The organism is Microvirga sesbaniae, assembly GCF_025460805.1.
GTDB lineage: Bacteria > Pseudomonadota > Alphaproteobacteria > Rhizobiales > Beijerinckiaceae > Microvirga > Microvirga sesbaniae.
This window is the reverse complement of the sequence record NZ_JAMXFJ010000057.1, coordinates 1-21,454: the sequence shown is the minus strand read 5'-3', so window position 1 is coordinate 21,454 and position 21,454 is coordinate 1. Positions and strand designations below refer to the sequence as shown.

General features: G+C 57.3%; 18 protein-coding genes and 2 pseudogenes. 12 read left to right on the top strand and 8 right to left on the bottom strand.

All coding sequences use genetic code 11. The features are described 5' to 3' along the window. Positions 1 to 97 (top strand): IS3 family transposase (locus OCW50_RS33575; protein ID WP_373371188.1); only part of this gene is annotated, 97 nt, incomplete at its 5' end. Between the two features lie 51 nt (positions 98 to 148). Here OCW50_RS33575 and OCW50_RS30730 read toward each other — a convergent pair. Then, positions 149 to 1,381 carry an IS110 family RNA-guided transposase gene (locus tag OCW50_RS30730; RefSeq protein ID WP_210805550.1) on the bottom strand — a complete coding sequence of 411 codons (1,233 nt, stop codon included), beginning with the start codon at positions 1,379 to 1,381 and terminating at the stop codon, positions 149 to 151. 249 nt (positions 1,382 to 1,630) lie between these two features. Between OCW50_RS30730 and OCW50_RS30725 the strand changes: the two are divergent. Beyond that, positions 1,631 to 1,822 (top strand): annotated as a pseudogene (locus OCW50_RS30725) (DDE-type integrase/transposase/recombinase); the annotation flags it as partial. Positions 1,823 to 1,978: 156 nt separating this feature from the next. Here the strand turns inward: OCW50_RS30725 and OCW50_RS30720 are convergent. After that, positions 1,979 to 2,467, bottom strand: a complete 489-nt coding sequence (locus tag OCW50_RS30720) for an Lrp/AsnC family transcriptional regulator (protein WP_210805554.1) — start codon at positions 2,465 to 2,467, stop codon at positions 1,979 to 1,981. Between the two features lie 120 nt (positions 2,468 to 2,587). On the opposite strand from OCW50_RS30720, the gene mdeB reads away from it, so the two are divergent. Genes mdeB through lpdA form a run of 3 tightly spaced genes read left to right on the top strand, consistent with a single transcriptional unit; the run spans position 2,588 to position 8,325 of the window. Then, complete coding sequence (gene mdeB, locus OCW50_RS30715) at positions 2,588 to 5,263, top strand: alpha-ketoglutarate dehydrogenase (protein WP_210805556.1); 2,676 nt, start codon at positions 2,588 to 2,590, stop codon at positions 5,261 to 5,263. A gap of 31 nt (positions 5,264 to 5,294) precedes the next feature. Further along, positions 5,295 to 6,596, top strand: coding sequence for a dihydrolipoyllysine-residue acetyltransferase (gene aceF / locus OCW50_RS30710; protein WP_210805558.1), 1,302 nt, complete (start codon positions 5,295 to 5,297; stop codon positions 6,594 to 6,596). Positions 6,597 to 6,606: 10 nt separating this feature from the next. Continuing rightward, entirely contained in the window at positions 6,607 to 8,325 is a 1,719-nt protein-coding gene (gene lpdA, locus OCW50_RS30705) for a dihydrolipoyl dehydrogenase (protein ID WP_210805560.1), read from the top strand. A gap of 899 nt (positions 8,326 to 9,224) precedes the next feature. Here the strand turns inward: lpdA and OCW50_RS30700 are convergent. From OCW50_RS30700 to OCW50_RS30685, 4 genes are all read right to left on the bottom strand, one after another. Then, positions 9,225 to 9,656: a glutathione S-transferase family protein gene (locus OCW50_RS30700; protein WP_210805562.1), complete on the bottom strand. Its 432-nt coding sequence runs from the start codon at positions 9,654 to 9,656 to the stop codon at positions 9,225 to 9,227. Positions 9,657 to 10,060: 404 nt separating this feature from the next. After that, the gene (locus OCW50_RS30695) at positions 10,061 to 10,684 is read right to left on the bottom strand and encodes a 2-hydroxychromene-2-carboxylate isomerase (RefSeq protein WP_210805564.1); all 624 of its coding nucleotides are present in this window, start codon (positions 10,682 to 10,684) and stop codon (positions 10,061 to 10,063) included. 100 nt (positions 10,685 to 10,784) lie between these two features. Further along, on the bottom strand, positions 10,785 to 11,501 hold the full coding sequence (locus OCW50_RS30690) for an amino acid ABC transporter ATP-binding protein (protein ID WP_262266290.1): 717 nt from the start codon (positions 11,499 to 11,501) through the stop codon (positions 10,785 to 10,787). Positions 11,502 to 11,722: 221 nt separating this feature from the next. Then, on the bottom strand, positions 11,723 to 12,346 hold the full coding sequence (locus OCW50_RS30685; RefSeq protein ID WP_114948175.1) for a helix-turn-helix domain-containing protein: 624 nt from the start codon (positions 12,344 to 12,346) through the stop codon (positions 11,723 to 11,725). 132 nt (positions 12,347 to 12,478) lie between these two features. Here OCW50_RS30685 and OCW50_RS30680 point away from each other — a divergent pair, with 132 nt between their 5' ends. The 6 genes from OCW50_RS30680 to OCW50_RS30655 all read left to right on the top strand — a co-directional run bounded on the left by OCW50_RS30680 (position 12,479) and on the right by OCW50_RS30655 (position 19,195). Beyond that, on the top strand, positions 12,479 to 13,000 hold the full coding sequence (locus OCW50_RS30680) for an MOSC domain-containing protein (RefSeq protein WP_245435683.1): 522 nt from the start codon (positions 12,479 to 12,481) through the stop codon (positions 12,998 to 13,000). 4 nt (positions 13,001 to 13,004) lie between these two features. Beyond that, the gene (locus OCW50_RS30675; RefSeq protein WP_210805499.1) at positions 13,005 to 13,958 is read left to right on the top strand and encodes a PDR/VanB family oxidoreductase; all 954 of its coding nucleotides are present in this window, start codon (positions 13,005 to 13,007) and stop codon (positions 13,956 to 13,958) included. Between the two features lie 36 nt (positions 13,959 to 13,994). After that, entirely contained in the window at positions 13,995 to 15,209 is a 1,215-nt protein-coding gene (locus OCW50_RS30670) for a trans-sulfuration enzyme family protein (RefSeq protein ID WP_114948173.1), read from the top strand. A gap of 180 nt (positions 15,210 to 15,389) precedes the next feature. After that, positions 15,390 to 16,421 (top strand): amino acid ABC transporter substrate-binding protein, encoded by a 1,032-nt coding sequence (locus tag OCW50_RS30665; protein WP_114948172.1) that lies wholly within the window; start codon positions 15,390 to 15,392, stop codon positions 16,419 to 16,421. Between the two features lie 100 nt (positions 16,422 to 16,521). Continuing rightward, a complete protein-coding gene (locus tag OCW50_RS30660; RefSeq protein WP_210805503.1) occupies positions 16,522 to 17,718 on the top strand; it encodes an amino acid ABC transporter permease in 1,197 nt (398 codons plus the stop codon). Positions 17,719 to 17,722: 4 nt separating this feature from the next. Next, positions 17,723 to 19,195: an amino acid ABC transporter permease gene (locus tag OCW50_RS30655; protein WP_210805505.1), complete on the top strand. Its 1,473-nt coding sequence runs from the start codon at positions 17,723 to 17,725 to the stop codon at positions 19,193 to 19,195. Here the strand turns inward: OCW50_RS30655 and OCW50_RS30650 are convergent. Both OCW50_RS30650 and OCW50_RS30645 read right to left on the bottom strand, forming a co-directional pair. Then, a pseudogene (locus OCW50_RS30650) lies at positions 19,195 to 19,470 on the bottom strand (IS6 family transposase); the annotation flags it as partial. The gene OCW50_RS30655 and the pseudogene OCW50_RS30650 sit on opposite strands and share 1 nt — an antisense overlap. A gap of 92 nt (positions 19,471 to 19,562) precedes the next feature. Further along, entirely contained in the window at positions 19,563 to 20,990 is a 1,428-nt protein-coding gene (locus OCW50_RS30645) for a helix-turn-helix domain-containing protein (RefSeq protein WP_210805509.1), read from the bottom strand. Positions 20,991 to 21,129: 139 nt separating this feature from the next. On the opposite strand from OCW50_RS30645, the gene OCW50_RS30640 reads away from it, so the two are divergent. Then, the coding region (locus OCW50_RS30640) for a carboxyl transferase domain-containing protein (protein WP_315974503.1) at positions 21,130 to 21,454 on the top strand (325 nt) is incomplete at its 3' end.

Below are 21,454 nucleotides of genomic sequence, written 5' to 3'. Positions count from 1 at the left end.
CCTGTTCGGCTATATCGAGAGCTACTACAATCGGCAGCGCATCCACTTGGCGCTCGGGTATCTCACACCCGAACAGGCCGAGCGGAAATTGAGCTAACCCAGTGTCCGCGCAAGCGGGGGAAGATCAGTTGCAACCCTGCCGTGCAGCTTAGGATTGTCGCACCTCATTGGCGGCCCCCGAGCACCCCGTCGGTGATCGTTGTTTCCAACTGGCCACAAACCGCCGGTAAGCTTCCTCGGCCTGGCCGACCATCTCCCGCTCTGCCTCACGCACAGCCTTGTTGCCATACGCGGCCGCCGGTCCTTTTTGCCGGCCACCCCGGTGCGATGGATATCCCGCTGCCAGTTCCAAGTAGCGCAGTTTCCACTGCAGCAGCGCCGGCCGGCTCCAGGTGTAGTCTTCATCTTTGCTCAGCATGTGCCAGACGATCACCGCCAGCTTGCGTGCCGTTGCTACGGCCGCCACCGACTTGCCGCGCTTGTTCCTGATGCGGATGAAGAAGGCCCGCAGGGGGCCTGGTACGCCGGAGATCACCCAGGCTGCCTCGACCAGCATCGAGCGGGCGTGGGCCCGTCCCTGTTTGCTGATGCGCCCATGGTAGGCGGGCTTATCGCCTGATTGCCGCACCTTCGGATTGAGGCCGAAGTAGCTCACCAGCTTTTGCGGCGAGGAGAAGCGTGTGATGTCGCCGATCGCTGCCAGGACGCTCATGGCCACCGTGGCATTCACCCCCGTGATCGTCATCAGCCGTCTGACCTGCGGATCATCGAGCGCCTTTTGGGCGAGGCTCTTGTCCAGCTCCGCGAGCTCGGCCCCAAGCCGATCCAACTCACCGGCATGGCGCAGGATCACTCGGCGCTGATCCTCGGCGAGCGGAAGGGCCTCCAACCAGGCCCTTCCGCGTTTCGAGAACAGGCTGCCTTGATAGGGTGGGATCAGGTGAGCGTGCAGAACCGAGTGGATCCGGTTCTTGAGGCGGGTCATCTGCGCGACCAGCTGGGTGCGTTCGGCCGTGACACAGCGGCGGGCCTCGGTCTCCTCGTCCGGCATCCAGACCTCGGGTAGGAACCCGCTGGCATGGAGCTTCGCCAGCACGCGCGCGTCAATCTTGTTGGTCTTGACCTTAGCCCAGGCGATCACCCGCACCAGGTTGGGATTGGCAATCACCACGCGTGCCACGAACGGCGACAGCAGGCGCACGATGGCGCTGGTGTTGCCGGTCGCCTCTAGGACGACCTCATCATTGGGCCTCAGGGTCTTGGCAAAGTGCAGCAGGCGGCTGCGTTCGAGCTCGATCTTGCCGGCATCCCGGATAACTCCCTTCTCCAGGATTGCCATCTGGGCAAAGGAACGATGGACATCGAGAGCAATGATCCTCATTTCCGGCTCCTGTGGCTTAAGCAACTTCGGGAGCCAGTGGGCCACACGACAACTACGGATCCGCGCTCGCAGCGCACCCGGGCCAGTCGAAGGGGCGGCTAGATTAATAACACGAGCTCTCAGCTCACAAATACATTCGGCCTGCCCACCTTCCGTGCTCCCGACACCCCTATCCCGGTACGCCGAGGATACCTGATCCGTCAGCCTTCAGAAACCTGAATGGAGGTGTCGCGCCTATTCATGCCCGATAATAACGTCCTTGAGGCGGATCACGGCGCGCTCAAGCGCGTCATCCGGCCGACACGCGGCTTCCGGACCATGAAAACCGCCGCCGCAACTCTAATGCGCTTTGAAATCATGCGCATGATCCGCCGCGGTCATTACAACAAGCGGGGACGTCGAGCGACAGGCGAAATACGCCTCTTCGGTCTTGCTGCCTGAGCGGCCTGTTTGACGGGGTTCGTTATGCCCTTTCAAGTTACTACAACAGTGCCGTGAAACCTCGGCGATCCGCAACAGCCGCGAACGTGCTGAGGAGGTCGATCTCAAGATCTGGATACTTCATCATCGTGTCCTCCAAAATACTTCAGATACGACCTAATGATCAGGCCAAAGCTGATCGATCGGAAGCGCCGTTTTGTATTTGACCTGCTTCAATGCGAAGCTGGATCTAATGCTAGATACCTCCTCAATTTTCGTTAGCTTATCTAAAACAAAATTCCGCAAAGCGACAGTGTCAGTAACTACAACCCGAAGTAAATAATCAGCATCGCCGGACATTAGGTAGCACTCCATCACCTCAGGCAGACCTATTACTACCTTCTCGAAATTCTCTAAGTTTTTTTCATTCTGACTCTTTAGAGATATTTGAATAAATACACTAATGGTGCTCCCGATGTTTTCTGGATCTAGAAGGGCTACATACTGACTGACAATGCCTTTCTCTTCGAGTTGCTTCACGCGGGCAAGGCATGGAGATGGTGACAACCCAACTCTGCTCGCCAACTCCACATTTGAAATCCTACCCGCCAACTGCAGCTCCGTCAGGATTCGTCGATCGGCTCGGTCAATGGAGTTTCGCAGCATTTTATATCTCCAAAACACGAGAACGAAGCATATCATGCTGACACAATGATTCAAGTTGGTATGTTCAGCAGGACATTCTGGCCAGGCCCTGTTAGCCTCTTGCGTACTAGGAGTATTAGAATGTCTGAAAGTATCAAGCGGGATAGTTTCGACGGTTCGCGCGATATCGACCCGAACGAAACAGCTGATTGGCTGGAATCTCTGGAGGCGATGACGCGGCGCGATGGAGCAGATCGCGTCAAATTTGTTCTGACTTCGCTAGACCGCCGGGCGCGCGAGCTAGGCGTCCTTTCCGACACTCTTCCTTACTCGCCCTATCGCAATACAATCTCGCTCGACAAACAGCCACCTTTCCCTGGCGATCTTGTCATGGAAGAGCGGATCACCTCGATCATCCGCTGGAATGCGCTCGCCATGGTGGTCAGAGCGAACCGGGCTTATGGCGATCTCGGTGGGCACGTCGCCAGCTACGCGTCAGCCGCGGAGATCTTCGAGATTGGCTTTAACCATTTCTTCCGTGGCGGCGGAGAGCAGGGCAAGGGTGACCTCGTCTTCTTCCAGCCGCACTCGGCGCCCGGTGTCTATGCGCGGGCTTTCCTGGAAGGGCGGCTTTCCTCCGAGAACCTCGCCTATTATCGCCAGGAAATCACCGGGCCAGGGTTATGCTCATATCCCCATCCCTGGCTGATGCCGGACTTCTGGCAGTTCCCCACAGGTTCGATGGGCATCGGCCCTATCAGCGCGATCTATCAGGCTCGCTTCATGCGCTATCTCCGTGATCGGGGTGTGCTCGATACTAACGAGCGGCATGTTTGGGGTGTGTTTGGCGATGGCGAGATGGATGAGCCGGAGTCGGTCGCGGCCTTGTCTCTCGCCGCCCGCGAGAATCTCGACAACGTGACCTTCATCATTAACTGCAACCTGCAACGGCTCGACGGCCCGGTGCGAGGTAACGGTCAGATCGTCCAGGAGTTAGAATCCATCTTCAAGGGTGCCGGCTGGAACGTCGTAAAGGTCCTGTGGGGCTCGGAGTGGGATGCGATCTTCGTCCGCGATACCAACCACAGCTTGTTGAAGCGCTTTGCTGAGACGGTCGACGGGCAATACCAAACGCTCGGCGCAAAAGATGGCGCCTACAACATCGCGCATTTCTTCGATGCCGATCCCGAGGTTAAGCAGCTTGTCGCACACATGTCCGATCAGGATATCGATCAACTGAAGCGCGGCGGGCACGATTTCCGAAAGCTCTTTGCCGCTTTCCAGAAGGCGAAAGATTGCAAGGGGCGCCCGACCGTCATCCTAGCCAAGACCAAAAAGGGCTACGGTATGGGCCGCGCTGGCGAGTCGAAGATGACGGCACACCAGGCCAAGAAGCTTGATGTCGACGCGCTCCTGGCATTCCGCGACAAATTTTCTCTGCCGCTTTCGAATGCCGACGTCGAAAACCTCGAATTCCTCAAGCCCGCCGACGAGTCGGCTGAGATTTCGTACTTGAAATCCAGGCGTGAGGCACTGGGCGGATACCTTCCGGTTCGCAGAACGGCTGCGAAGCCTTACCCGGTGCCGGAGATCGAGAGCTATGCCGAGTTTGCCCTCAGGGCTGGTGGTAAGGAGATGTCGACGACCGTCGCCGCGGTGCGCCTGTTCAGCATGCTCCTCAAAGACAAGGAGTTGGGCCCGCGCATTGTGCCAATCGTTGCCGATGAGGCCAGGACGTTCGGAATGGACAACCTGTTCCGACAGGTCGGTATCTATTCGCCGCTCGGTCAGCTCTACGAGCCCGAAGACGCCGGGACAATGTTGTATTATAAGGAGTCGAAGGACGGCCAACTACTTGAGGAGGGCATCACGGAGGCGGGAGCGATCTCCTCCTGGGTGGCCGCAGCGACCTCGTACAGCGTGCATGGCGAGCCCATGCTGCCTTTTTACATCTATTATTCGATGTTCGGGTTTCAGCGGATTGGTGACCTGATTTGGGCCGCTGCCGACCAGAGGGCGCGCGGATTCCTGATCGGAGCTACAGCTGGTCGGACGACGCTGGGCGGCGAGGGTCTCCAGCACCAGGATGGCAGCAGCCACCTGGTGGCGTCGACCATCCCGACTTGCCGCGCATACGATCCGGCGTATGCCTACGAGATGGCCGTCATCATCGACCATGGCTCCCGGCGGATGATGGAGGAGGGCGCCGACGAGTTCTTCTACGTCACTGCAATGAACGAGGCCTATGCGCAGCCTTCGATTCCTGTTGGTATCGAAGGCGACATCATACGCGGCATGTACAAGCTTTCGGGCCCCTTAGATGCTCCGGCTGCCGTTCGTCTACTAGGATCAGGTGCGATCCTGCCGGAGGTCGTTGCCGCCGCGGAACTACTGAAGAGCGACTGGAACGTTGAGGCCGACATCTTCAGCGTTACCAGCTTCAGCGAGCTTGCACGCGAAGCGCGCGAACTGGAGCGCCAGCAGATCTTCCGAGGAGCCGGTTACGGCAAAAGCCACGTCACCAGACTTTTGGAGGGCTCTGCTCCGATTATCGCAGCCACCGACTATGTCCGAGCCTATCCCCAATTGATCGCATCTTATGTTGGTGCGCGGTTCATCACGCTCGGCACGGACGGATTCGGCCGCAGCGATAATCGTAAGGCGCTGCGCAGCTTCTTCGAAGTTGATCGCTATTATGTTGTGTTGGCAGCCCTATCGAGCCTAGCCGCGGAAGGTGCAATTGCCTCAGAATCAGTCGGTCAGGCCGTTTCAAAGTATGACCTGACCGTCAACGAAGCTGCGCCTTGGTCGCGCTGAGTCAGCAAAGTCGATAGAGGAAGGCGCGGCCATGGCTGCCAGAAAAATAATTGAGCTACCGGATATCGGCGATTACAAGGATGTCCCCGTCGTTGAGATCCTGGTTAAGCCAGGAGAGGCTGTGAAGGCCGATCAGCCCATTATTACGCTGGAATCCGACAAGGCGACCCTTGAGGTTCCTGCTCCATCGGCCGGTCGGATTGTGGAATTTCTCGTCGGGCTTGGCTCGAAGGTCTCCACGAGCGATGCTGTAGCAATCCTTGAAATAGACGATGCTGACGCTCCGGCAACGCAGGCGTCCGCCACCGACACCGCACCCACGCTCCCCGCGTCGAAGGCCGAAGCCGAGCGGCAAGCGCCGGTCACTACAGCGCCTAAGGTGGAACCTGCGGCCGCCGCTTCCGCAGCTCCCGTGCCGGCCGGATTGCAGTCGATCCACGCAACGCCATCAGTTCGCGGCTATGCGCGCGAGCTTGGTGTCGATCTTTCGAAGGTCTCCGCCACAGGCCGGAAGGGACGCATTCTGCGGGAAGACGTCCAGGCGTTCGTCAAGAGCCGCCTGTCTGGGTCGATTTCCGGAAATGCGGAATCCATTTCGGGCGCCCCGCTGCCGCCCATGCCGACGTTCGACTTCTCGAAATTCGGAGAGATCGAGCGCGAGCCGCTGTCCCGCATCCAGCAAATCTCGGGTGCAAACCTGCACCGCAATTGGCTGCATATCCCCCATGTGACCAATTTCGACAATGCGGATGTGACTGAGCTCGAAGCGTTGCGGACGGCGGTCAACAATGAGCGGAGGGATCCGCCGGTGAAGCTCACGATGGTGGCCTTCCTTATCAAGGCGTCAGCGCTTGCCCTGCGGCAGTATCCGCGCTTCAACAGCTCGCTCGACGGGACGAGCTTAGTGATGAAACGCTATGTGCATGTCGGTTTCGCGGTCGACACGCCAAAGGGGCTGATGGTTCCGGTGATCCGCGACTGCGACCGAAAGGGTTTGATCGAAATCGGGAGCGAAATGGCAGCACTTTCCGAAAAGGCCCGCCAAGGCAAGCTGGCCCCTGCCGATATGGAAGGGGGCTGCTTCTCTGTCTCCTCGCTTGGAGGTATTGGTGGCGCTGGGTTTACGCCGATCATTAATGCTCCTGAGGTTGCGATCCTCGGGGCCGCTCGCTCTCAGACGCAGGCAGTTTGGAACGGCACGGCGTTCGAGCCGCGTCTGATCACTCCCATTAGCCTGTCGTGGGATCACCGGGTGGTCGACGGGGTCGCCGCTGCACGCTTCCTCGGCCACGTCGCGGCACTGTTGGGCGACTTCCGTCGCGCCCTGCTTTGAGGTATCTGCGATGGCAACGAAAATTCATGTGCCCGATTTGGGCGACTATAAAGACGTGTTGGTCGCTGAACTCTTGGTTAAGGCGGGTGACACGGTTTCAGTCGATCAGCCCCTGGTCGCTATTGAAAGCGACAAAGCGACCATAGAAATTCCATCGCCTGTTGCTGGGCGTTTGCTGTCCTTGGAGGTGCAGCTCGGCGATCGCATCAGCACATCCTCGTTATTGGCTATTGTTGAGGAGGCCGGTGGAGCGGCAGGACCCGAGCCCAAGGTGTCGCAGCACGAGTCCGCGTGCGCAAAGCCCGCTGGCGGGCTGGTCACCGAGCGATACGACCTCGTGGTGATTGGCGCGGGTCCTGGCGGCTACTCGGCGGCGTTCCGTTCCGCTGACTTGGGATTGCGCGTCCTTCTCGTAGAGAAGCAGAGCGTTCTGGGTGGCGTCTGTCTGAATGTCGGCTGCATCCCTTCCAAGGCGTTACTGCACACCGCTGCCGTTGTCGAGGAAGCAGGTCGCATGGCTTCCCACGGAATCACCTTCGCGGCCCCCAACATTGACCTGGAGAAGCTCAGAGCGTCGAAAGATCACGCCGTGAAGCGGCTGACCGACGGTCTTGGCCAAATGGCGAGGATGCGCAAAGTCGAGGTGCTCACCGGTACGGCCAGCTTTGCAGGACCTGACAGCCTGACGGTCGAGGAGGCTCGGGGCGCGAAGCGGGAAATCGCTTTTGCGAAATGCATCGTGGCCGCCGGATCCTCGCCGATCCACCTACCTTTCCTGCCCAAGGATCCGCGTATCGTGGATTCCACGGGAGCGCTAGAGCTCCCCTTCATCCCCAAGCGGATGTTGGTAATCGGAGGCGGCATCATCGGAATGGAAATGGCGACCGTCTACAGTGCGCTTGGAGCCCGAATCGATGTTGTCGAGCAATTCGACGGATTGCTCGCTGGGGCTGATCGCGACCTAGTGGCAATCTGGCAGAAGCGTAACACTCACCGCTTTGATCGGCTGATGCTTTCGACGCGACTGGAATCTGTGACCGCCACCGAGGGCGGGCTGCTTGCAACGTTCGCAGGAGCCCAACACGAACCGAAGAACTACGATCTTATCCTCCAGGCCGCTGGGCGGCGGCCCAATGCAGAAAGCCTGAACCCGGCTGCAGCCGGCCTCGAATGTGAAGGCGGCTTCATTTGCGTCGACAAACAGATGCGCACATCGAATGAACGTGTCTTCGCAATTGGCGATATCGTCGATCAGCCGATGCTAGCGCACAAGGCGGTACACCAGGGGCATGTCGTGGCGGAAGTAATCGCTGGCAATAAGGCGGGCTTCGATGCTCTTGTTTGCCCGTCGGTGGCCTATCTCGACCCGGAGATCGCCTGGGTTGGAATGACAGAGGATGCAGCCAAGGCCTCAGGGACCACAGTCGAAGTGGGGCGCTTCCCTTGGGCTGCTTCCGGCAGGGCGATCGCGAACGGCGTTGATTACGGCATGACGAAACTCCTGTTCTCGAGGGAGACAGGTCGGATTGTTGGTGGTGGCGTCGTGGGTGCCGGAGCAGGGGACCTGATCGGTGAAGTCTGCCTTGCCATCGAAATGGGTGCTGATGCCCAGGATATCGGTAAGACAATCCATCCCCATCCAACCTTCACGGAAACGATCGGGATGGCTGCTGAGGTGGCGTCTGGCGTTTGTACCGATCTCCCCCCACCTAAGCCGCAAAAGAAGTAAAGAGGCACTGCAAAGTCGCGCTAAAGAGGCACTGTGCCTTCTTATATGGGCCCACATGTCAGTCAAGTGCTGTTCGCTGGTGTCGCTACGACGTCCAAGATTGAGCCCAATGGTGTTTCTGAGAACCGCTCGTCGGCATCACTGTATATCCGGTTGGGCCATAGCCCAGACCATTGTCTCATGTGGCGGAGCAGGATCTAAGGTGAGCGCGGCCATTCATTTCTGCGTGATAGTTTCAGCTAAGGGACAAACGCGGTCGCACTCCCGTTCGACGTCTCGCGCTCCCGCTCCAGCGCGCATTGAGGTTCAGGGCTTCACGGCAACATCGGCTGGAAGGGCGCCTGTTTCGACATAGCGCCACAGCAGGGTCAGCAGCTTGCGGGCCAATGCCACAATCTCATTGCGTCTGACCCGGCCGGAGCCGAACCGACACGGCTGAGGAACCAGACCGCCAGCACACTGTCAGGCTGAATGCACAGATTAAGCCGGGCAAGTTCGATCAGCGCCTCGCGAGCGCGGGCGCTGGCGTCCTTGGTGATGCCCGGCTCGCGCGACCGGCAGTCGCCCGCAAGCGGACTGTGGATCAGACTGGCATAGGCGGCACAAGGCGCCGACACGCATAACATCGGTAGAACACCTCCTTGGTGAGGACCGTGGCAATCTCAGGGCCGATACCCCTCTCTGCAGGAGGGGAGCCAAGCTTGGACGAGTCCTCTGCTCGTGCCGCCTCTTCTGTATCGCGCATCATCTCGACCTTTGCCAGGTGCCACAGCACGAGTTCAAGCCAATCGACCTAAAGGGCGACTTCCGCAGAAGGAAGTCGCCGCATCGTACTGCCCGGGATCAAGTCAAAGTCCAGGCGGCGCCTTGCGGAAGCAAGAATGCGCCAACTGCCGATCTCAGAGCATCTCAACCGTAGATTCGTTTAGCTCTGGATGTCCCGAGATTAATGGGCTGTAGTTTGGAAGACTCTCGAAGCGCTGAAGCCACTTCCCAACAGCTGGCATCACCTCAAGGTCAATCCCTCCGATTCTGGCCAGACGGGTGTAAGGATAGACGACTACGTCGGCGACGCTGGGATGTCCTGCAGTAGCGAGCCAATCGCTGTCGCTCAATTCGCTCAGACGGTCATTGAGACAGCCAAGCGCTTGGCCGGCTTGCTGCTCCCAGCCCTTTACCATCTGCGGATCGACGAACCTGTGCGGATGAAGAGCACGATGAAGTCGCAACTGTGCCAGCGGGAGCATGAGGGACGATTGTTGAAACGAAATCCATGATAGCACGTCCGCCTGCTCGAAGCGGTCCTCAGACCACCATGACGTGCCGACCACGGGTAATGCAGGATCGCTCCGGGTTCGGTGATGGTTCGGCCGTCTGCACACTGGGGAACTGGCACCTGCCGGAAGCGGCTGACCGACGCGAAACCTGGCGATCGCTAATCCCCTGGACGATAGAAAAGGTTCTTCGTTCGAGCGGTATCCCAACAAAGCTTGCTAGAAGGCGCACCTTCCAGACGTTGCCCGACCGTTGGGTATCGTAGAGACGCATCTACACTCATGTGCCACCTTGTCGCGAGACGCCCGGAAGGCCGCGCCTCACGACGCTGAAAGCTTGAGCTTCGAAGCGGCTCTGCATTTCCAGAAGCGCGGCTCCAGCTCGAGAAGGCGTTGTGCCATGCACTTCTTACGCGATTCACTGTTGCCTGGGAAAAAGCCCGAAGACTCGTTTCAGGGGATCAGAAGGATAAGGATTTCATGCGCGAGGCAATGACTGCCTCTTCAAGAAATTCGAGGCGATCCTGTCCCCAAAAGATGTCACCCTCAAAGAGGTAGAAGGGCGAGCCAAAAACTCCTCGTTCAATCGCCTCGTCTGAATAGCGCCAGAACTCTCTTTGGATCTCCTGCGACGCTGCCCGTTTAAGCAAATCATCGACATTCTTCAGGCTGCGTTTGCCGATCTCAAGCAAGGCCTCCGCTTGGGAGACATCGACCTCCTCGACCCACACCGCTTTTAAAATATCGTGGCTGACCTGTTCGACATCCTGCCCGTCCCGCTTCGCAGCGATGATAAGACATGAAGCGAGGTCCTCATTCGTAGTCCCATGCTTTGGGGGGACGTTGATCGGCATGCCGAGCTTGCGTTGCCAGCGGCGGAGCTCAGCCAGCCGATAATCCTGGCGTTGTTTTGAACGATCGCCGAGCAGAATTCCGCCTGTCTTCGCATATACATAAGGCATCTTGACCGGAAAGTAATTGATGGCCACATCATGCCGCCTTGCCATCGCCGCGAGCCGCGGACCGCCGAAATAGGCCCAGTCAGACAAAACCCAAAAGTAATAATCGATCTGTTTTGTAGCCATGGTTTTCTCCATGAAGTACCGGCGAATATCTTCAATCGGATAGCGCTCAGGGCGCCGTCCAAAATGATCAGGCTAAGTAGCTGAACGTGAACGGCGTCGCTCAATGCAAGATCTGGGACAGGAAGAGCCTGGTGCGCTCGTGCTGCGGATTTCTGAAGAACTCGTCGGGTGTGTTCATCTCGACGATCTGTCCGTAATCCATGAAGATCACCCGGTCGGCCACCTGGCGGGCGAAGCCCATCTCGTGGGTGACGCAGAGCATGGTCATGCCCTCGTCGGCAAGTCCCACCATGGTGTCGAGCACCTCCTTGACCATCTCGGGATCGAGTGCCGAGGTCGGCTCGTCGAAGAGCATGATCTTGGGGCTCATGCACAGGGAGCGGGCGATCGCCACGCGCTGCTGCTGGCCGCCGGAGAGCTGGCCGGGGTACTTGTTTGCCTGCTCTGGGATCTTGACCCGCTTCAGGTAGTGCATGGCGATCTCTTCCGCCTCCTTCTTGGGCATCTTCTTCACCCAGATTGGAGCCAGCGTGCAGTTTTCGAGAATCGTGAGATGCGGGAAGAGGTTGAAGTGCTGGAACACCATGCCGACATCCTGGCGGATCTCGTCGATCTTCTTTAGGTCGTTGGTGAGCTCCGTGCCGTCGACGATGATGCGGCCCTTCTGGTGTTCCTCCAGACGGTTGATGCAGCGGATCATCGTGGACTTGCCGGAGCCCGAGGGACCGCAGATCACGATTCGCTCACCCCGGCGCACATTCAGGTTAATGTCTCGCAACACGTGGAATGCGCCATACCACTTGTGGACGCCAACCATCTCCACCGCCGTTGCCGTCTTCAGCGAGGTCGGCTTGGTCGCTCTGATAGGCCGGTTGCTCTGCAATGCTATCACGGATCCATCCCTACGATGTTGTCGACTTGGCGGTCGTCGTTATTTAGGCAACAGGTTGCCTAGAACAGCATCGTAGTCAATAGAAGTCAACCTGAACTTGAAGACTGGCATCTTCGAGCGATGAGCCGAGGAGGGTATGTTCGCCCTCAGCTTTTCTCTCGCGACACCGCGATAAGTGCGCTGCCGTCGCCGTTCGGTGCCCTAACTTGGTGCGCGATGTGCCCGGGGAACTGCAGGAAATCACCAGAGTTCAGGATCACTGTGCGATCCGCGAATTGCACTTCGATTTGCCCTGAAACGACAAATATTATCTCAGTTCCGCCGTGATCCACGCGGCCATCTGGGCCATAGACTTGTCCAGGAAACAACAGGAAGGCCTCGAGTCCACCGGCAGCTTGGCTTAGAGGCTCGAAATGCGCCTCGTCCGAGTTTTGCCGGACTGCGGGCCGTTCTGCGGCTCTGACAATATGAATCAGCGAATCATCGACTGCTTCCCCGAAGAGGGCAGAAACAGGAACAGAAAATGCCTGGGACAGCTTCAAGGCGGTTGCGATGGAGGGCATCTTCTCGGCGCGTTCGACGCGGGATAGGTATCCTTTATTCAATCCTGTGATGCTTGACAGCTGATCCAACGTCATTTTGCGGGAACGCCTTATCGCAGACATTTGCAGGCCAAACGCCCGCGCGGCGTCGTCCACTGGAGTAAGGGCAAGGTCCTTGATCGATTTTGCTCTTGGCAATTTTTGCTCCAAATCCAAGTCTTCTGCCAATTTCTATCACTAAGTCGCCACTTCGTCGGCGGCTAGGCCCCTGATGCCGGTGGAGCGAAAGAGCTCGGCTGTTCGACTCGTTATTGCAGCAATTCCAAAAGTCTGCTACCCATTTGGGCAACAAGTTGTCCAATGGGCATTCAGGTGCAGGGAATCATGGTGCAAGTTTGGTCCGGGGAGCTTCTGCATATCCACATCGCTCCGTCAGCCTCCTACGAAATGGAGGAACTGACAGAAGCGCGCCTTGTGGCGGGAAAGGGCATCGAGGGCGACCGCTACTTCCTGGGAACGGGAACCTATTCTCCCAAGCCGGATGTCCGCGACATCACGCTGATCGAAGCTGAGGTCCTTGAACAGTTGGCTCTCGGGGAGCCCAAAATACCCGGAATCAAGTTGAACCTGTCGCCGGCAGATCACCGCCGAAACCTTACGACACGTGGTGTTCCGGTGAATCATCTCATCGGAAAGCGTTTCCGGGTCGGCGAAACTATATTGCGCGGTGCAAGGCTCAACTTCCCCTGCAAATATATAGAGGAGTTGCTGGGAATGCCGCGCTTGTTTGAGGGCCTTTTGAATCGTTCCGGATTGAACTGCTCGATCGAGAGTGGGGGCATCATTCGTCCAGGCGATCGAATCCTTCCGCTTGAGGATTGATCGTATGGCCTCGCCCCGTCTAATTATGAAGATGAAGGTCGCCTCGCTCCGATCGGAGCTTGGAGATGTTAGCGTCATCGAGTTTCGTCATCCCAAGCGACCTGAATTGCCGCCTTTCGAAGCCGGGGCTCACGTAGACGTCCACCTACCTACTGGGAAAATCCGCCAATACTCTCTAATGGGAGACCCGGCTGATTTGTCTCGGTACATCGTCGGCGTGAAGCTAGAGGCGAAGGGCCGGGGGGGCTCAGCCTGGCTGCATGACAATTTGCGTGTTGGTGACGAGGTCCCGGTCTCCGCCCCGCGGAATCATTTCAGGCTTAGTCCAGACGGAGCAAAGCACCTGTTGATTGCCGGTGGTATCGGGGTCACTCCGATGATCGCCATGGCCCACGCTCTAAAGGCCCAGGGCAAAGCTTTCACGCTGCATTATTTTTCGCGCAGTCGATCTCTTGCACCTATGGCAAGAGAACTTGAGGCTGAACTCCCCGCCGGCAGTGTTGTTTTCCATTTCGACGACGAGCCCAGCACTTCGGTTGACATGACGGAGCTTCTTAAAGTCGTCGAGGAAGGAACGCACCTGTATTACTGTGGTCCGCCCGGCTTTATGGCGTGGATCAGGGCCGAATCCGCTCATTGGCCTACTCAGAATGTCCATTTCGAAGCTTTTCAGCCCGAGACCGATAGAGACTTTGTCCCTGAGGCATTCTCGGTTCGGTTGCGATCTAGTGGCCGAGAGTTTGAAGTGCCAGCGGATGCATCGGCACTGAGTATCCTTCGCACTGCTGGCGTCTTGCTCTTTTCATCGTGCGAAAACGGCGTCTGCGGGAGCTGTGAATGTGGCATCCTCAGCGGGGAGCCGATTCACCGGGATGCTGTGCTCAGTCCCGAAGCTCGTACCAAGCGATTCATACCTTGTGTCTCAAGGGCGAAGGGCCAGATCGTGCTGGACCTCTGAGCCGCTGCAAACTGCTCATCATACTGGAGAAATGTCATGTCAGGTTCGAAGCAGAGTGATGGGTTAAATGGGCATGTAGGCGGGTTCGCGACCCGAGCTATTCACCATGGTTACGACCCGTCGCGCTTCGAGGGCGCTGTGGCACCCCCGGTCTTCTTCACGTCTACCTATGGGTTTGAGAGCATGGAAGCCATGGATGCTGCTGCGTCCCTCGGCGGCAAACTCTACGCTCGCGAGCACAATCCGACCACCGAAATCCTCGAGGCTCGACTGGCTAACTTGGAAGGCGCGGAAGCCGCTCTGGCACTATCGACGGGTATGGCGGCAGCGGGAACCCTCATGCTTGGGCTTCTGTCGCAGGATGATGAGATCATTGTTCATCGTACCTTGTACTCCAATACGGCTGCCTTAACTCGTGACGGCATACCGCGCTTTGGCATCAAGGTGGTTCCAGTCGACCTGACCAATCCCGCTAGTCTCGACGCTGCGCTTACCGAAAAGACAAAGCTGGTCTATTTCGAAACACCGGTGAATCCGCTATCGGAAATTTTGGACATTGCTGCGATTGCGGCAGGGGCATCTAAGGTGGGTGCAAAAGTCGTGGTGGATAGCACCTTTGCATCCCCCGCCTTGCAGCGTCCGCTAGAGCACGGAGCTCACATCGTGCTGCACTCTCTTACCAAGTATATTAATGGACACGGGGATGTCCTGGGCGGTGTGTTGCTGAGTGATCAGGAGACGATTTCGCATCTGCACAGCCATGGCCTTCGCTATTTGACGGGAGCTACGCTCTCGCCGATGGCTGCAGCGCTCATCCTTCGCGGACTGAAGACATTGCCGCTACGGATGGAGCGTCACAGCCAGTCCGCTCTGACCATTGCCCGCAAGCTCGCCGAACACCGGGCAGTGGCTTGGGTGAACTATCCATTCCTGGAAGGCACCGTCGGGTACCAGATTGCTAAGAAGCAGATGTCCGGCGGATCTGGAATGTTAGCATTCGGGCTCAAGAAAGGATTCGAAGGAGCTCGCCGGGTGCTGGATCGGTTGAAGCTTGCTAATCGCGGTGTGAGCCTCGGTGATGTGGAGACGCTAATCAATCACCCTGCGAGCATTCTACGAGCTCGCCAAACGGTTCGGCCGGAAGCGAAGCCTATCGAGGGCGTCGGAGAGGATCTTATCCGGCTCTCAATCGGCCTCGAGGACGAAGCGGACATTTGGGGCGACCTCGCCCAGGCTCTTGATGCTGCTTGATTAGACGCCTGCGCCGACCAGAAGCAGCGAGCACGATCCAGAGAGCAACAGTTGATGTCCGCAAACTAATCTTCGAATGCAAAAAAATGTAAAAGAAAAAACCAAGCCATGATCTCCTTTCAGAGTCGGACGCCTAACGGCAAACTGCAGACGGGCAACATGTGGCCCAAAGGAGGAAAAATGAACAGGACAATCCGCAAACTCGAAGTCGCCGCCGCTGCGATCATGCTTTCCGCAGTTTCGGTCTCAAGCGCGATCGCCGGGCCTACCATGGACCGGATCAAGTCTCGTGGGGCCATTGTCTGTGGAGTGTCTCAGGGCATTGCAGGGTTCTCCATCCCGGACAGTGCGGGGAAATGGTCGGGAATCGACGTCGACCTCTGCCGAGCGTTGGCGGCAGCAATTTTCGATGATCCAAACAAGGTTCAGTTCTCGCCCTTGTCGGCCAAGGACCGCTTCACCGCCTTACAGTCCGGTGCTGTCGATCTTCTGTCGAGGAACACGAGCTGGACTATGCAGCGCGAAGCATCGCTAGGCATGAATTTCGCCGTTGTGAACTTCTACGACGGAAACAGCTTCATGACGAAGAAATCTCTGAACGTTAAGAGTGCAAAGGATTTGTCTGGAGCTTCCATCTGCGTAACATCCGGAACGACGATGGAACTGAACGTCGCAGACTATTTCCGCGCCAATGGCATGGCGTTCGAGCCAGTTGTTTTCGTCACTATAGATGAAACAGCAAAGGCCTATGAGACAGGTCGCTGTGACGCTCTGATCGCGGATTCGTCTGCAAACTATTCTCGGCGCGCCCAACTACAAAAGCCAGACGACCACATTGTGCTACCCGAGCTGATTTCGAAGGAGCCCCTCGGGCCGGCGGTTCGTCAGGGCGACGATCAATGGCTAAACATTGTGAAGTGGACGCACTTCGCAATGGTCAATGCGGAAGAACTCGGCGTGACCAAAGCGAATGTCGTTGAAATGCGCTCATCGACTAATCCGGAGATTCGGCGCCTTCTAGGAGCGGAAGGGAACTTGGGTGAGGGTCTTGGTCTCACGAAGGATTGGGCTGATAAGATCCTGCGCCATGTCGGGAACTATGGCGAAGTCTATGATCAAAACGTTGGCAAAGATTCGCCATTAAAGATCGAGCGTGTGGCAAATGCGCTTTGGAAAAAGGGCGGACTGCAATACGCGCCTCCGATCAGGTAATTGCTGATGGCCTCTTCCCGCCTTCCCGGCGGATGACCCCTGGTCGGTCGGACTTATGTGTTCGGCCGACTAGTTCCCTGGCAATCCGGAAGATCCGAACATGCATCGTGTTGCACCACGCGAGGGGCGAAACGCGCCCCGGACTGCACTTATCAACGATCCAAAAGTCCGTCGCTTTCTCTTGCAAGCCCTTCTGACTGCGCTGCTGGCGTTCGCAGCGTATAGTGCAGTACAGAACGCGGCGACCAACCTTGCCAATCAGCGCATCGCTAGTGGCTTCGGCTTTCTCGATCAGGTGGCAGGCTTTGGGATCTCACAAACCCTCATTCCCTGGGCGGAGACCATGACCTATGGGCGGGCATACGTTGTTGGCTTATTGAACACCCTGTTCGTCTCGGCGGTCTCGATAATTCTGGCAACGATCCTTGGTTTCGCCGTTGGCATAGGCCGACTGGCGCCGAACTTTGTAATCTCGCAACTTGCCAGGTGGTATGTCGAAGTAGTCCGCAATCTGCCGCTGCTTTTCCAGATTCTGTTCTGGTATTTAGCCGTCCTTTCCGCGATGCCGTCGCCACGTTCGGCTCTGTCGATCCTAGGGACGGTCTTCGTTAGCCAGCGGGGCGTTACCTTGCCGCAGCCAGTGATACAGCCTGGCGCTGCTGTTGTGGGTATTGCGGCTCTCGCTTTGATAGCTGCAGGCGCCTTCGCAGTGCGGTGGTCAAAAGCCCGCCGCGACCAGACGGGAACGGGCCTTTCCAAGAAAGCTTCGATCGCCCTTTCGATCGGCGCGCTCCTCATACTCGGCGCATGCTATGTTTTTGCAGGCGAGCCGGTGCAGCTTGAACCTGCCAAGCAAGGTCGCTTCAACCTAGCCGGGGGTGTTACGATGATGCCCGAATTTGCTGCTTTTGTGATCGCTCTTACTGTCTACAGTGCTGCCAACATTGGTGAAATTGTTCGAGCGGGCATTCAAGGTGTTGGGAAGGGTCAAACGGAGGCCGGTCGGTCTCTTGGACTCAAGCCTGGCACTATCCTTCGGCTAATCACCATCCCCCAAGCCATGCGAATAATTGTACCTATGCTCACCAGCATGTATCTCAATATTGTAAAGAACTCATCGTTGGGTGTTAGCATCGGATATCCAGATCTTGTTTCGGTAGGAGGAACTATCCTCAATAATACAGGTCAAGGTATTGAGGTCATCGGAATGTGGATGGTCACTTATCTGACAATATCCATAATCACATCCTTGTTTATGAATTGGTACAACGCACGCATCGCGTTGGTGGCGAGGTGAGGCTATGACAACGTCATTCATACAGAGCAATCCTCACCCCTCCATGCCCGCACCTCCGATGGATATCGGCCCTGGTCGTTGGCTGCGTCGAGAGGTCTTCTCAAGCCCTCAGCAGGCGATTGCTACGCTCGTCGGCACGTATGTCGTCTACATGCTCCTGAGCACCATAATCGATTTTGCAATTGTCAGGGCCGTCTGGATCGGAACTGACAAATCTGCATGCACAGGCCTGTCGTATGAGGTGGGCGCATGCTGGCCTTTTATTTGGGCCAAACTCGGTCAGCTGACCTACGGGTTTTATCCCGCCGATGAGCGTTGGCGTGTTAATCTCGTACTTGTATTCGCAGTCGTGTTGCTGATCCCGCTACTGGTGCCACGGGTTCCCTATAAGCTGCACAACGCGGTTGCATTTTTTGGTGTGCTCCCAGTCTTTGCGTTCAGTTTTCTTTATGGCGGCCCGATCATAACGCCTTGGCTGAAGGTTGCGTCTGTCATGCTTCTGGCGGCCTCGGTGGTGATGCTTGCAATCCATCTCATGGTCCTCAATGAGCAAGCACGAGCTAAACAGGCTGTCGGTTACTCAATCTTAGTGATTGCAATCATCACGGGCATTCTCGTCCCCCACTTCGCCAATGCGTCAACCGTTCCCGTTGTTGAGACTACTCTCACCTTGGGATGTCTGGCGGCAGCGCTGGAAGCTTTGGTTCAGAGAGGAGCTGCTGCTCGTCATAAGTGGGCGTTGTTCGGCTTGGGCGCCGCCGGCGCCGGTTGGATTCTGGCTGCTGCTGTCAGTAGTGGGGCTATTGACAAGCCTGCCTTACCGGTTGTGCCCACATCGGAATGGGGGGGGCTGTTTGTTACGCTGGTCGTGGCAACAACTGGCATTGTCGCGTCTTTACCGATCGGCATCGTTCTGGCACTGGCCCGACGGTCTGAGGCTTCAATTATTCGGACAACTGCAGTCATATTCATCGAGGTGGTCCGAGGTGTACCGCTTATCACGGTTCTATTCTTTGCAACCTATATGCTGCCGCTGTTCCTGGAAAATTCGCCAGACGCGATGGTGCGCGTTCTCGTAGGCATCTCGCTGTTCTCAGGAGCTTATATGGCTGAGACCATCCGAGGTGGCCTCCAAGCTATACCGAGTGGCCAGCACGAGGCCGCAGCAGCACTAGGGTTAAACTACAGCAAATCGATAGGGCTGATCGTGCTGCCGCAAGCATTACGGTTAGTCATCCCTGGCATCGTCAACTCATTCATTGGGTTGGTGAAGGATACAACACTCGTCTCAATTGTAGCGATCTTCGATCTGCTTGGCGGGCTGCGCGCAGCTTTCGCGGATCCTAATTGGGCAGGACCTTCCGCCCTGTATACAGGCTTTGCGTTCGCAGGGATTATCTATTTCTCGTTCTGTTACTTAATCTCAAGTTACTCGGCGCATCTCGAACAGCGACTGAGGGTTGACCACGGTCGTTGAGCTCGAAACAGGTACTTCCAGCGTCCGCCAACCCGCACATAGGTCTCGTCCACTCTCCAGGAGCCTGAGCGGGGCCCTTGGTAGAGCCGAATTCGCTTCTCGATCTCCGGCGCATAGCGCTGAACCCAACGGAAGATCGTAGATGGATCAACGGCGACACCGCGCTCGGACATCATCTCGGCGAGATCGCGATAGCTGATCCCATACTTGCAGTACCAGCGCACGCACAGCATGATGATCTCAACCGGGAAGCGATGGCGCTTGAACAGAGACAGCAAGACAGCTCCTCAGGTAGTCGCCCTTTTCCAACCCCGCCAAGGTTAATGCAACGGAGCCAGAATTCTCGCGTTGCGGCCAATGCCGACGCTCACCTTTGTCCCAGTTGGTAAGGCACAATATTTCGCAAGTCGGGGTCTATAGTGACTCTCCGATCAAAGGGAGGCATCGACCGCTGATGGCAGTCGGCCCGGTCGCATAGACGACAACTGACGCCAATTTTTACAACGGGAGAGGGCTTTCGAGTGTCAATGATGTCTGAGTAGACGAACTCATCTGCATACGCCAGCTCGCAACCGAATCCGATTGCGTATCGGAGACGCGCCGAATCGAAGCGTCCTCCACCCTTTGTGACAGCATGGGCGATCGACAGATACTGATCACCATCAGGCATCTCGGCAACCTGGACGAGAAAGCGTTCGGGCGTTTCAAAAGCCTCATGGATATTCCAAATGGGACACGCGCCCCCATAGCGCGCGAATTGAAGTCGCGTAGCGCTATGGCGCTTTGTGATGTTGCCTGCGCGATCGACACGCAGGAAGTACATCGGGACTCCCTCATTGCCGGGGCGCTGAAGGGTCGAGAGGCGATGGCAGACCTGCTCAATGCTGACCCCGAACTGCGCCGCGAGTCGCTCGACGTCATGCCGCATTCTGCGGGCTTCTTCCGCAAACTGCCGGTAAGGCATGAGCAGGGCGCCCGCAAAGTAGTTCGCCAAGGTAGCCACACAGACAGCACCCGCATCGCTTCCGCCGAAGGAGGCAGCGTCAACGATGACATTGATCTCGTCGGAAAATGAGAGTGTCGCCAAGTGACGCGCGACAGCAAAAGCCAGCGTCGGCGACGGGAGAGTGTCGTTCAGCAAGAGTGTGCCGCGAGACCGATCTAACGTGCTGACAAAAGGGCGACCGTCCGCGGGGAAATGCCGGGATACCAATATGCCGTAGTTTGCTTCCAGGTAATGCGCCAGGCGACTAAGCGCATCCCCTGAGCTATTGGCAATTCGTGCAGCCAACGCTTCCGCAGAACGGTCGAGGGAGTCGACATAGTTCCCGATGAAATGGAAGAAATCTCGAACCTCCTCGAAAGCTGATTGGTGGCTACCAGCATTTCCCTCACTCGCTCGAAGCGCGTCGTCCAATGAGCGATATTTCTCCTCCGCCCTACGATAGAGCCTGTGAAGATCGATTAGCGCTCGCGCCAGCTTTGGGGCATGAAGAGAGGCATTCTTGAGTTCCTGCAGAGTTATATCGAGGCTGCCGAGCGCAGGGTCGCCTAGCACCTCCCTCAGAGTTGCTGCCAACCGAACACCATCATCGTTCGAGAAAGCTGCAACATCGACACGAAGAACGCGTGCGAGCTCGACTATCACCGTCCCGGAGAGACTACGTTGATTAGCCTCAATCTGGCTCATGTAGCTCGGGGACACACCAATCCTCTTAGCGAGGTCTGACTGGGTGAGACCTTTCACTTCGCGTAGTTCGCGAATGGCACGACCGGCAAAAATTTTTCGCTTCATGTTAAAACGCCAAGTTTGCAACTTCACTACTTCGCACGAAAAAACTTGTTTCGGCAAGATCGATCAGATCAAACGAGATCTTAACAATCGTAAGTTTTCGCTCATCGCTCCGCGATAGGCCAAATTAGAGCAGTAGTGCATGCTGGAAGTTATTGAACGGCTTGAGGAGCGGCGCGCGCAGGCACGCCTGGGCGGCGGCGAAAAGCGCATCGAGGCGCAGCACGGCCGAGGCAAGCTGACCGCCCGCGAGCGCATCGAGCTGCTGCTCGACAAGGGCTCCTTCGAGGAGTTCGACATGTTCGTCGAGCATCGCTCCACCGATTTCGGCATGGAGAAGGTGAAGATCCCCGGCGACGGCGTCGTGACCGGCTGGGGCACCGTCAACGGGCGTACCGTCTTCGTCTTCGCCAAGGACTTCACGGTGTTCGGCGGGTCCCTCTCGGAGGCCCACGCCCAGAAGATCA

What these genes read in the sequence shown, in the direction of transcription:
- OCW50_RS30730 (WP_210805550.1), bottom strand. Translation starts at nt 1,381, where the DNA reads ATGAGGATCATTGCTCTCGATGTCCATCGTTCCTTTGCCCAGATGGCA.
- OCW50_RS30665 (WP_114948172.1), top strand. Translation starts at nt 15,390, where the DNA reads ATGAACAGGACAATCCGCAAACTCGAAGTCGCCGCCGCTGCGATCATG.
- OCW50_RS30675 (WP_210805499.1), top strand. Translation starts at nt 13,005, where the DNA reads ATGGCCTCGCCCCGTCTAATTATGAAGATGAAGGTCGCCTCGCTCCGA.
- mdeB (WP_210805556.1), top strand. Translation starts at nt 2,588, where the DNA reads ATGTCTGAAAGTATCAAGCGGGATAGTTTCGACGGTTCGCGCGATATC.
- OCW50_RS30670 (WP_114948173.1), top strand. Translation starts at nt 13,995, where the DNA reads ATGTCAGGTTCGAAGCAGAGTGATGGGTTAAATGGGCATGTAGGCGGG.
- lpdA (WP_210805560.1), top strand. Translation starts at nt 6,607, where the DNA reads ATGGCAACGAAAATTCATGTGCCCGATTTGGGCGACTATAAAGACGTG.
- OCW50_RS30680 (WP_245435683.1), top strand. Translation starts at nt 12,479, where the DNA reads ATGGGCATTCAGGTGCAGGGAATCATGGTGCAAGTTTGGTCCGGGGAG.
- OCW50_RS30695 (WP_210805564.1), bottom strand. Translation starts at nt 10,684, where the DNA reads ATGGCTACAAAACAGATCGATTATTACTTTTGGGTTTTGTCTGACTGG.
- OCW50_RS30660 (WP_210805503.1), top strand. Translation starts at nt 16,522, where the DNA reads ATGCATCGTGTTGCACCACGCGAGGGGCGAAACGCGCCCCGGACTGCA.
- OCW50_RS30655 (WP_210805505.1), top strand. Translation starts at nt 17,723, where the DNA reads ATGACAACGTCATTCATACAGAGCAATCCTCACCCCTCCATGCCCGCA.
- aceF (WP_210805558.1), top strand. Translation starts at nt 5,295, where the DNA reads ATGGCTGCCAGAAAAATAATTGAGCTACCGGATATCGGCGATTACAAG.
- OCW50_RS30720 (WP_210805554.1), bottom strand. Translation starts at nt 2,467, where the DNA reads ATGCTGCGAAACTCCATTGACCGAGCCGATCGACGAATCCTGACGGAG.
- OCW50_RS30645 (WP_210805509.1), bottom strand. Translation starts at nt 20,990, where the DNA reads ATGAAGCGAAAAATTTTTGCCGGTCGTGCCATTCGCGAACTACGCGAA.
- OCW50_RS30690 (WP_262266290.1), bottom strand. Translation starts at nt 11,501, where the DNA reads ATGGTTGGCGTCCACAAGTGGTATGGCGCATTCCACGTGTTGCGAGAC.